Origin of the sequence: Campylobacter sp. RKI_CA19_01121, assembly GCF_025771295.1 — a bacterium.
Taxonomy (GTDB): domain Bacteria; phylum Campylobacterota; class Campylobacteria; order Campylobacterales; family Campylobacteraceae; genus Campylobacter_D.
Window position 1 is genome coordinate 1 of sequence record NZ_JAKMQA010000012.1, and the last position, 12,091, is coordinate 12,091.

9 protein-coding genes are annotated in these 12,091 nt (G+C 30.6%); 1 reads left to right on the top strand and 8 read right to left on the bottom strand.

Going from position 1 to position 12,091, the window contains the following annotated elements:
• Positions 1 to 149: 149 nt before the first annotated feature.
• The 6 genes from L8T90_RS06860 to L8T90_RS06885 form a co-directional block, all read right to left on the bottom strand.
• Positions 150 to 2,258, bottom strand: coding sequence for a polyribonucleotide nucleotidyltransferase (locus tag L8T90_RS06860; protein ID WP_263737079.1), 2,109 nt, complete (start codon positions 2,256 to 2,258; stop codon positions 150 to 152).
• Positions 2,259 to 2,390: 132 nt separating this feature from the next.
• The gene (locus L8T90_RS06865) at positions 2,391 to 3,047 is read right to left on the bottom strand and encodes a phosphoribosyltransferase (protein ID WP_263664187.1); all 657 of its coding nucleotides are present in this window, start codon (positions 3,045 to 3,047) and stop codon (positions 2,391 to 2,393) included.
• On the bottom strand, positions 3,047 to 5,083 hold the full coding sequence (locus L8T90_RS06870) for an LPS-assembly protein LptD (RefSeq protein WP_412175009.1): 2,037 nt from the start codon (positions 5,081 to 5,083) through the stop codon (positions 3,047 to 3,049). Before L8T90_RS06870 ends, L8T90_RS06865 begins: the two co-directional genes overlap by 1 nt.
• A complete protein-coding gene (locus L8T90_RS06875; protein ID WP_012661236.1) occupies positions 5,073 to 5,531 on the bottom strand; it encodes an RDD family protein in 459 nt (152 codons plus the stop codon). Before L8T90_RS06875 ends, L8T90_RS06870 begins: the two co-directional genes overlap by 11 nt.
• Complete coding sequence (gene purD, locus L8T90_RS06880; protein ID WP_263737081.1) at positions 5,528 to 6,778, bottom strand: phosphoribosylamine--glycine ligase; 1,251 nt, start codon at positions 6,776 to 6,778, stop codon at positions 5,528 to 5,530. Before purD ends, L8T90_RS06875 begins: the two co-directional genes overlap by 4 nt.
• Before the next feature lie 261 nt (positions 6,779 to 7,039).
• Positions 7,040 to 8,479, bottom strand: coding sequence for a hypothetical protein (locus tag L8T90_RS06885; RefSeq protein ID WP_263683188.1), 1,440 nt, complete (start codon positions 8,477 to 8,479; stop codon positions 7,040 to 7,042).
• 112 nt (positions 8,480 to 8,591) lie between these two features.
• Between L8T90_RS06885 and L8T90_RS06890 the strand changes: the two genes are divergently transcribed.
• Entirely contained in the window at positions 8,592 to 9,143 is a 552-nt protein-coding gene (locus L8T90_RS06890) for a class I SAM-dependent methyltransferase (RefSeq protein WP_263664184.1), read from the top strand.
• On the opposite strand, the gene guaA is transcribed toward L8T90_RS06890, so the two are convergent.
• Together guaA and nhaD are read right to left on the bottom strand one after the other, a co-directional pair.
• Complete coding sequence (guaA, locus tag L8T90_RS06895; RefSeq protein ID WP_214127309.1) at positions 9,144 to 10,679, bottom strand: glutamine-hydrolyzing GMP synthase; 1,536 nt, start codon at positions 10,677 to 10,679, stop codon at positions 9,144 to 9,146.
• Between the two features lie 9 nt (positions 10,680 to 10,688).
• Positions 10,689 to 12,047, bottom strand: a complete 1,359-nt coding sequence (nhaD, locus tag L8T90_RS06900; protein ID WP_039617835.1) for a sodium:proton antiporter NhaD — start codon at positions 12,045 to 12,047, stop codon at positions 10,689 to 10,691.
• Between the last annotated feature and the right edge of the window lie 44 nt (positions 12,048 to 12,091).

Here is a 12,091-nt window from a genome sequence, read left to right on the forward strand (position 1 = left end):
GATTCGAACCAACGGCCCCCTCCTTAAAAGGGAGATGCTCTACCGGCTGAGCTAACGAGACAATCAAAAAACGAAATTATGCCAAAAGAATATTCTTTTGTCAAGATATAATATAAAATTTTGAGCATATTTTTTAACATGCTCAAAATTTAGGCTAAGTCTAAAGATACTTTTCCATTTTTAATTTCTGCAACTTTAACTTTAATTTCATCTCCTACCTCTAGCTTTTCTTTAATCTTAGAATTATGTAATAAACCATCCACGCCTTCTTTAAGTTCTACAAAAACTCCAAATTCTACAACCTTTTGAACTCGTCCTAGAAATTCTTCACCGATATCAAATTTAGGCATTTCCTTTTTGTCGCGCTTTTTGTTAGAACCTTTAGAGTGAAGTAAATTTAATATATACTCTTTACTTTGAGAAATCAAATCGTGATCAATTCCTGCTATTTTAACCTCACCTTTATCTCTATCTAAATCAATATTAACTTCAAATTTTTCAATAATTTCTTTAATGATTTTACCACCTTGACCTATAATATCAGGAATTTTATTTGGATCTACATTAAAAATTTCAATCTTTGGCAAAATAGCTTCATTAACAACTATGTTTTGATTAGCCTCTTCCATTAATTGCAAAATGTGCTCCCTAGCTTCTTTTGCTTGATATAAAGCCTCTTTTAAAACCTGTTGCTCTATACCACCAAGTTTTATATCCATCTGCAAAGCAGTGATTCCATCATAGCTTCCTGCTACTTTAAAATCCATATCTCCATCATGATCTTCAAGCCCCATGATATCGGTTAAAATAGCATATTTTTCATCTTCAAAAACAAGCCCCATCGCCACACCTGCTACTAGTTTTTCACTTTTTACCCCTGCAGCTCTTAAAGCCAATGCACCACCACAAACAGTAGCCATAGAACTAGAACCATTGCTTTCTAAAATTTCAGAAACCAAACGAATTGTATGAACATAATCTGTATCAACACTAGGATACAAAGCTCTTTTTGCTAAATTTCCATGGCCTAGCTCTCTTCTGCCAGGAGCTTTTATAGGGCTAGCTTCGCCCACCGAAAAACCTGGAAAATTATAATTAACCATAAATTTTTCACAAATTGGGTTTTTTTCTGTAAGCATATCTGACATTTGCGCATCATTATCATTTCCCAAGGTGGCCACAACTAAGGCTTGGGTTTGCCCTCTAGTAAAAAGACAAGATCCATGTGCACTTGGTAAAATATTTGTTTCTATGTCTATTTTTCTAACATCCTTTAAACCTCTACCATCTGCTCTTTTATTTTCATTAATAATTTGGTTTCTAATAAGTTCTCTTTTGCATGCATGTAAAGCTTTTTCAATATCTTCAAATTTCCATTCGTTTTCAATAGCTATAGATTCACTTTCAATCTCTTTTGCTATTTGTAAAATTTCACTTGCCCTTTCACTTTTTGCCATTTGATTAATAGCAATTTTGAGTTTTGTTATATAAGTATTTTTTATATAGTCAATAATTTGAATATTATCTGACTCTATTTTAAACTCAAGTTTAGAATTTTTTCTATAAGCAGCAAATGCTTTTTCATATTCATTGGAACCACGCAAGATTGCACTACTTGCAAAATCTAAAGCCTTTAAAGTATCATCTTCGCTAAGTTCATTCATACGGTGTTTATCATCTTGCTTGTTTGCCAAAGCTCTCATTTCTATCATTAAAAGCTCATCTTTAACGCCTGCTACATAAAGATCTAAAGTGCTATTTTTTAACTCACTATTGCTTGGATTTAAAACAAATTCATTATTTATACGACCTATTCTTACGCCACAAACAGGCGCTTTAATAGGGATATCACTTAAATACAAAGCAACGCTTGCAGCGTTTAAACTCATCACTTGTAAATCTACTTCAGGATCAGCAGAAAGAACCATTACAACAATTTGGGTTGGATATGCATATCCTTTTGGAAAAAGAGGTCTTAAACTTCTATCTATAATCCTAGCACTTAATGTTTCATTGTCGCCTGGCTTAGTTTCTCTTTTTACATAACCTCCTGGAATTTTACCTGCTGCGTAAGCTTTTTCTATATATTGAACTGTAAGAGGCAAAAAATCCTCTTCTACCATTTTTTCTTCTCTTGCCACAGTTGCTAAAACTACTGCATTTTTTTCTTGCATTAAAACTGCACCTGCTGCTTGTTTTGCCACTTTATCGGTATCAAATATTTCAAGGTGATTATTGATATTTATTTCATGTCGCATGATTTTCCTTTAAATTTTTATCATAGGCAAAACCAAATAAGCTTTTTAAATTTTAAAAACTAAAACTTAAAAAGCCTGTTTTTATTTTGCCTATAAATTTATATCTAAACAACTTATTGCTCAGATATAAATTTATTTTTTTAAAGGTAAATAATACCTACTTTCTTCTAAAATATCTAAAATTTCGTGAGCTTGCAAAATCGTTTTATTTTTAAAATAAAACTCAATATCTACAAAATGATCAATTTTTTGCACGCAATAAACCTCATCTGCAAAAACACTAATATAATCATATACATCACTTGGCATCAAAGCGGTGGCATAAATAATACTACTAACCTCTTCTTTTAACAAACTTTTTATACATGAAGAAGCAGTAATCCCACTCTCACACCCCTCATGCAACATTAAAATATTTTTTCCTTTTAAATCTTTTAAAAGATTACCTTTTCTATAACGATATACATTCTTTAAAATTTTTTCTTCATAAGTTCTATTTGCCTCACCATAAATATAATCTAAGCTTATATCAAAAGCCTTAACTAAGGCTTCATTATAAACTAATTCTTTTGTTTCGCTAATCATAGCTATTTGACATTCATCATTATTAGGAGCTTTGATTTGCTCTGTAAATAAAAAATCATAGGGTATTTCTAATTTTTTTGCCAATGCATCAACAAAAACTATAGATTTTAAAGAAGGAGTAATAATGATATAATCTTTTAATTTATTTAATGGAAGTAAATCATATAATCTTTCAAGCGCATCTTTTTCATCTTCAAAAAACATTATATAGACCTTTCATTTTCTTCCAGAGAAAAATCATAAGATACACCACCCAAAGGATAAAAATTAAACATAAAATATACACCACTTTGATCTTTAGCGCTAATCCCACCACTAGTAAGTTTAGGTGAAATATCCTTACGATACATCAAAGAATAATTCCAACACTTTCTTTGATAAGTATAACCTATCTCCCATTTTTCAGGATCTTTATTCAAATCAAACCACAAACCACCAAATATTTGATAGTTGGTATTTATATCATACTGAGCTTTAGTTCCTAAAAAATTATATTTTTCTTTTTCATATATTCTATAAGCATGATTTAAACTAACTTTCCACTCACCATAATCAAATAAGGCCTCGCTAAATACTTTATCAAAGCGATTATCTACCCCTGAATATTCCGCCTCATTTCTTAAACTTATATAATCATTATAAAAATATTCCACAACATTATCAAAACCACCAAAACTACCTTCTTTGGTAAAATACTTAGCCTTTAAACTATGATATAGCTTTTTTTTGCCTAAAGCGCTATAAAAATACTGATACATCGAAAAATTAAACTGCTCAGGATCATCTTTTAATTCTATAAAATCTTCGGTAATTTTACCTGATTTGGCTCCAGGTATAAAATAATTAGCACCTAAATACAAGGTATGATAAAAATTTTCATAAGGTTTAGAAAGATCTGTATATAAAGAAAAATTATGTGAATTTCTAAACAAATGCTCTTGATTTTTAATATCTGTATTAGAATAATCTACAAAATTTGCATAAACTCTTTCTGTAAAGGCAAAATTTAAAAAATCATCCAAAAAACTTGTATGATAAATTAAAGGTAAATCAAAATCTAAAGTTTTAGCATAAATACCCGTATGTCTATAATATCTATGAAAAGAAGCATCTAAGCTATACTGTATATAGTTATCAAAAAAACCATTTAAATATCTATGATATTGAAAAGATGGATATTCTTGTAAAGTATCTTTATTGCTAATTTTAGAAGTGTCTATATAATACTTTGCATAAGCACCATAATAATTATCATCATCAGATAAGAAATAATTTATTTTTGAGGTAACCAAAGAAGCTTCAGTTTTTGCACTAGAGCTTAAGTTTATATAATCTACATCATTTAAATAAGTAGCATCAATCCATAAACCTTCTTGAAATTCATCGCTCAAAAGGCTATTGAGTAAAGCTTCACTTGAATATTTAATCTCTAAACCATAATGTTCTTTGTTTTTTAAATTTTCTTCTTTTTTATAGCTTGATTTTTCTCCAAAAATACCACCGCTAATTTCACCTTGAGAATAAGGACTATCAATAAATCTTAAAGTTGAGTATAATCCATAGCCTCTTTTTGTCCTAATTTGAGGTTCAAATTGAATATCTGCATTATCATCAATAACATAATAGATTGGTTGGTTATAATATAACCCCTCGCTTTGTTTTAAAACCACCTGAGGAATTAATAAACCGCTTTTCCTTTTGGTGTCTACACTAAAGCCAAAATACGGCAAATACATCACAGGAGTATTTTTTACATACAATCTTGCATTATAAAGATGTAAAAAATTACTCTCTTTATTTAATTTACCCTCATCAAAACGAATTTCCCAATCAGGATTTTCAACATTACAACTAGAAACAACCGACTTTTTAGTTACAACAAACTTATCATTTAAATCTGCTTGATGACATTGCAACCAAACCTCTAAATCGTTATTTGAAAAAAATAAATTTTTAAAAGCTGTTGTGTTATCTTTAAGATTAATTTTAGTATAAGTAGAATTGGTTCTTTCTTTTTGTCCTCGTAAGATATTTACATCACCAAACAATTCTAAATCTTTAGTTGTTTCATTAAATTTAGCCTCGCTTGCGGTTATTAAATATAAATCAGAAACTACAACTACATTGTTTTTTGCTTCTATAATATCATTTGTTTTTACAACATCTAAAGCATAAATGTCTACCTTAGAAGCATACAAACTCCCTACACAAGTTAAAGAAAGCAATATTTTACGCAAGATCTATCACCACTGTTTTGGCTGCATAATCATGCCAAGTTTTCAAAACAATATTACTCAAAGCCCAAGCAAATCCTAAACCATACAACATATCACTAATTTGTCTTACACCTGCTCTTAGAGCGCTTTGAGTAAAATTTGGTTTATCTAGCAATTCTTGATCAATCACCATGATCTTCAAAAGCATTTTTCCTAAAGTTGCGCCATATAAATAAGTAAATAAACTATGGTATGCAAACTGTAAAATCAAAATCCCACCAGCAAAACGCATTAAAAGATTATGAATTTCTTCATAAGTTTGCATAGAATTAATTTTATCGAGCAAAATAATACTTACGATGCCCAAAATTACAAAACTATCGACAACATAAGCTAAAAATCTTTTTTTAAAACTTGCTATTTTTATTTCTTCTTTTTCTAGCTTATCAAATAATTCTTGATTGGTACTCATTTAAGAACCTGAAAGGCAATATCTTTTCTGTATTGTTTTCCTTTAAAATGGACATTTTCACAAAGCATATAAGCGTTTTTTTGAGCCTCTTCAATGCTTTTGCCAGTTCCCACACAAACCAACACGCGACCACCGCTGGCATATAATTTATCATCTTCTAAATTCACACCAGCATAAGAAATATGAGAATTTTGTGGAATATCGCCTATCTCAATCAAAGCTTTTGGTGAGTCCTTGTAAGGATAATTTTTACTTGCACAAACCACACCCACAGCAAATTCATTTTTAATTTTTATATGAGTATTAGCAAGATTTTTATTCACACATGCTAAAAATAAATCCAAAGGATTTTCTATTAAAGGCATCAAAACCTCACATTCAGGATCACCAAAACGCACATTATACTCTAAAACATAAGGTTTATTATTTACAACCATCAAGCCTATAAACAACACTCCAACAAATTCAGCACCTTCTTCTTTCATGCCTTTAAGAGTTGGCGCCACTATATCTTTCTTCACTTGCTCTAACAAATTCTCACTTGCTAAAGTACTTGGAGCATAAGCCCCCATGCCACCCGTATTAGGCCCTTTATCATTATCTAATAATCTTTTATGATCTTGCGCTGCAGGCAACAATATAAAATCATTTCCATCGCAAACTGCAAATACACTTAATTCAAAACCATCAAGATATTCTTCAATCACAACAATTTTTCCAGCTTCCCCAAAGCTTTCTCCACTTAGCATATTTTTAGTAGCTTCTAAAGCTTCTTCATGGCTTTGCGCGATAATCACCCCTTTACCTGCGCATAAGCCATCTGCTTTTACAACAATAGGAGGTGTTAAAGATGTGATAAATTTCTTAGCTTTTTCATAATCAGTTGTGTTTAAAAATTTAGCTGTTTTGATTTTATATTTTTTTAAAAAACTCTTCATAAAAGATTTTGAAGCTTCCAACATAGCAGCAGCTTTAGTAGGCCCAAAAATAGCAATATTGTTTTCTTTAAAAAGATCTACTATACCCTCTGCTAAAAAATTCTCACTCCCAACTATGCAAAGATCAATCTCAGATGCTTTTGCATAAGCTGTAATCACCTTAGGATCTTTCATATTAAGATTTGTTCCTATTTTAGCAGTAGCACCATTTCCTGGAGCAAAATAAAATTCTAAATTATCATTTGTTTTTTGAAGAGCCAAAGCGATAGAATACTCCCTAGCACCGCTTCCTAGTATTAAAATTTTCATTATTTTCCTTAAAAATATTACAAAAACCCAAATGGCCGGAGTATAAGTGTCTGACCCTCAAAAAGTCAAAGTATGCCATTAGGTGATTTTTAAAGGCTGCAGCTTCTCGCTTTTTTCAAAACTCAAACGAAGTCACAGAACACGGTAAATCACACATCACAGCTTATAATTAATGTGTTGGATCCTCTTTAATACCATATCGAACCATTTAGGCAGTATAATTATAGCTAACAAAACTTAAAAATAGCGTTTAAAAGGTTTTTATAAAATCTTAAATTTTGTCTTAGAATCTTTCTTTAAAAAATATTTTCCTTCCAAAATAACATCAGCAACAGGCGCCCATATAGTCTTTTCATCGACATAAACTATATCAAATTCAGTATTTTTCATTAACCCTTGGTAATTTACTTTCTTAGGTGCATGCTTAACTACATAATAAGGATTCATTGCAAAAATTTGAATCTTCATATTAACATATAAATCAGGATTAGAAGTTACAACTAGGAAATTCTTTTCACATTCTTTTTTTACTTTCTTTACATATGAAAACAACAATTGATCATTTGGGTTTAAAGCATGTTTGTTTAGTCTGTTTAAATAAAGCTCAGCAAAAGAAAGCGTACAAAAAGAAATTTCGCTTGCTGTTTTAAAATAAGAGTTTTTAATGCTTGTTGATTTTAAAGATTTTTTCCAAATTTCTATATCTAGTTTTGTTGCACATATATTTAAACCCTGCTTAATCTTTTCAAAAAGCTTTTCTCTTGCCATATTAAAACTATTACTAAAAATAGTAAAATTTTTTTCATAAAAAGATTTTTTTATCAACTCTAGTCTTTCTACGCTTTTAGTAAAATAATCAGCTTCATTTTTTAATTCTATTAGTTTTTGTTTTTTACCTTGTATCATTTCTTCTAATTCTTGGTGTTTTTTTCCGCCTTCTGCTTCTAATCTTGCTTGCTTTGATTTTATATCTGTTATTAAAGTGCTCATTTGACGATCAAGTGCTAATTTTCTATTTTTTCTGTTATCAATTGAAGCTAAAAGCGCTTGGTAATGACACTGATGAGATAAAAAAACCTCTTCATATAAGCGTTCCATGTTGATATGCTTTTGCTTGTCCTTCATATCTTTATATGACATTTCAAGGTGCACTATGATATTTTTCATTGCAGAAAAATCAGCTTGATTGATAGTATTATCCGAAAATAATAAAGTATCTAAAGCCTTATATAAAAAACGCTTCATAGCAAAAAAATCAATAATATATGGTACCTCATCTGTGTTAATGTCTTTTACTGCATTAATTGACAAGGTTTCATTATAAAAATATCTTTGAATAGCTTGTGGGATAGTTAAATTTAATGTGATTTTATCAAGATTATCATAATCTGTTTCTCTATAAAGTTCTTGAACATAAGCATCTCGTCTTGTCAGTCTTAAATCTTCTAATTCATCATCACTATCTGTTTTCCAGAAATCTCTTTCTTTGATAAAATCACCATCTGTAAATTCTTGAAATTTAGAAGGACGTAAATCGGTAATATGCTTTCCATCGGATCTAAATTCAACAAACATACCAACCGTTGGCATACTTCTTTTATCATGCCATGCGTGTTTATTAAATTCAAAAAATGTTTTTGCTAGATTGATTACTGTTCCTCTTCCAGTAGCATCCACATAAACCATTATTTTTCCGTGCATATCCAAATCCTTGATTTAAAGAAAAATTCAATTCTTATTTTAACTTTGTTTTCATAAATTTACAATTATATTTTAAAATTTCACAAAATAAATGTCTTTAGGTATTTTATTTATGTTTTTATATCAATATTTTAAAAACCCAAAACAAACAGGTGCGTTTTGCGCAAGCTCTAAAAAATTAAGTAAACTCATAACTTCTCATGTCCAACATGCAAAAAATATCGTTGAAATAGGGCCTGGTACAGGAAGTTTTACAAAGTATATCCTCAAACAAAAAAGCCATAATGCAAGTTTTTTTGCCGTAGAAATCAATCCTCAAATGGCAAAAAAATTAAAGCAAAAGATAAAAAATATAGATATAGAAGTCAACTCAGCAGAATTTTTACCAAATATGTTAGAAAAAAGAGCGATCAATAGTGTAGATTTAATTATCTCAGGAATTCCTTGGGCTTTATTAAATTCCAAAGAACAAGATTTATTGCTAAAATCCATTCATGATGCTTTAGAGGAAAATGGTTGTTTTGCAACATTTGCTTATATACTCCCAACACCAAAAGGGAGAGCTTTTAAGAAAAAACTTTTTGCCACTTTTAGCAAGGTAGAAATTTCACCTATCATTTGGCAAAATCTTCCCCCTGCTTTTGTTTATTTTTGCACTAAATGATCATTCCCATTCAATCGTTGCTGGTGGCTTGCTAGAAATATCATACACTACGCGATTGATTCCTTCTACTTCATTAATAATACGACGTGAAATATTTTCTAATAATTCATAAGGTAAATGAGAAAAAGTTGCAGTCATACCATCGCTTGCATTAACAACGCGCACACAAACTGCGTTATCATAGGTTCTATTATCACCCATTACACCAACACTTTGCACGTTTAAAAGCACACAAAAAGCTTGCCATGTCTTATCATACCAGCCACTGCTTTTTAATTCTTCAATCAAAATAACATCTGCTTTTCTTAAAAGCTCCAAACTAGGCTCATTTACCTCACCCATTATACGTATAGCAAGGCCTGGCCCTGGGAAAGGGTGACGATAAACTACATCTTTACTTAAGCCAAGCTCCATTCCCAAAGCTCTTACCTCATCTTTAAAAATTTCCTTTAATGGCTCGATGAGTTTTAAATTCATCTTTTCAGGTAAACCACCCACATTATGATGAGATTTTATAGTCTTACTAGCTCCTACAACCGAACTTTCAATAATATCAGTATACAAAGTCCCTTGTGCTAGATATTTTACATCTTTATGTTTTTTAGCTTCTTCTTCAAAAACTTCTATGAAAGTATTTCCTATGATTTTTCTCTTTTGTTCAGGATCTCTTACCCCTGCTAAACGACTTAAGAAAATCTCTCTAGCATCAATACTGATTAAATCAATGCCTAAGGTGTGTCTAAACATATACTCAACTTGTTCTTTTTCACCACTTCTTAAAAGACCATTATCAACAAAAACAACTACTACTTGATCTTTTATCGCACTTGCTAATAATGCAGCCACCACACTACTATCAACTCCGCCACTTACTGCACAAAGAACTTTATCATTTCCTACTTCTTCTTTAATTTTTTGTGCTTGAGTTTTTGCAAAAGATCCCATATTCCATACACTATCACAATTACATGCGTATTTTGCGAAATTTTTCAAGATGCTTTTTCCAAATTCACTATGTTGAACTTCAGGGTGAAATTGTAAAGCAAAAAATTTACGCTTCTCATCTCCAAATACACAAAATGGACTATTTTCACTAGTAGCTAAAACCTCAAAACCTTGTGGTAAATTCTCAACCTTATCAGAATGGCTCATCCATACTGTTTGCTTTTTAGGTAAATTTTTAAACAAATCACTATCATTTTGAATATCTATAGTTGCTTTGCCATATTCTTTATGACCTGCTGGGGCAACATTTGCTCCAAAATGATGTGCCATAAGTTGCATACCATAACATATTCCTAAAACTGGTATATTTAAATCAAAAACACCCTTATCACAAAAATAAGCATCATTTGCATATACACTAGCTGGCCCACCACTTAAAATAATACCTTTGGGCTCTTTAGCTTTAACCTCATCTAAACTCACATTAAAAGGTAAAATTTCTGCATACACACCCTGCTCTCTTAATCTTCTAGCAATGAGTTGTGTGTATTGTGAACCAAAGTCCAAAACTAAAATATCTGCTTTTTTCATCTAACTCCTTTATAAATTTAACAATTGAAATTGTACATACCAAACTATAATAGATATTATATAACCAACCAAAATCGTCCATGCATATTTTAAATGAGCATTAAAAGTATAAATTCCTTTCATTTTACCCATTACTCCCACTCCAGCAGCTGAACCAAAACTAATCAAAGATCCCCCTATTCCCGCTGTAAGAGTCACTAAAAGCCATTGAGTATCATCCATACTTGGATTTGCTTTTAATACCGCGCTCATAACTGGAACATTATCTACAATAGCAGATAAAAATCCTACTCCTATATTAATACTAGTAGCTCCAAATTTTGCATAAAGATCAGAAGCATATGCAAGCCAACCAACAAAATGCAAAGCACCTACAGCAGATAAAATACCAAAGAAAAATAATAAAGTATCCATTTCAATACGCGTCATATAATGAAAAATATTTAAATCTTTTTTACCTTGTTTTCTATTGAAAAAATACATATATAAACTAAGCAATGAAAGACCAAAAATCATACCCCACATTGCAGGTAAATCACAAATACTATGAATAAATACTGCCAAAGCTATGGTTAAAAAACCAAGTACAATAAAAACTTTACCGCCTGGTTTAATTTCTACTTTTTCTAAATTATCCTTATGGAAATTTGGCTTAATATTAGGCACATAACGTGACAATAAATAAGCAGTAAGTAACCAGCCAATAAAAGAAGCAGGAAAAAGAGCAAAAAATTCAAAAAATGTGGCTTTTTTTGCTGTCCAAACCATCAAAGTAGTAATATCACCAAAAGGCGACCAAGCTCCACCAGCATTAGCTGCTACTACAATATTTATAGCACCTGGGATTAAAAATTCTTTATTATGTTTATCTATAGTTAAAAGCACAGTGGATAAAATCAAAGCTGTTGTAAGATTGTCCGCAATTGGAGAAATAAAAAAAGCTAAAATACCTGTTAGCCAAAATAACTTTCTGTAAGTATAACCCTTGCTTACAAGTTTGTATTTTAAAGTTTCAAAAACTGATCTTTCTATCAAAGCTTCTATAAAAGTCATAGCGGCTATTAAGAAAAATACAATTTGTGCAATTTCTAAAATAAGATGATTAACACTCTCTTCAAGCATTTGCGTATCTAAATCATTCATTACCATATATATACCTATGATAACAAAAGATAAAGTTCCTATAAATAAAGCAGGCTTAGTTTTATTGATATGATATTTCTCTTCTGCTGCGATAAAATAATAACCTAATATAAAAATTATTAAAACACCTATACCCAAAGCGCTAAAAGCCAAATTCAACTCATGGGTTTGACCTGCTAATAAAAAACTAATACTAAAACAAAGTAAAAAAAGTATTCTACTCATATTTCACTCTCCAAAGATTGGAATTTTTTAATCTCTTTTACACT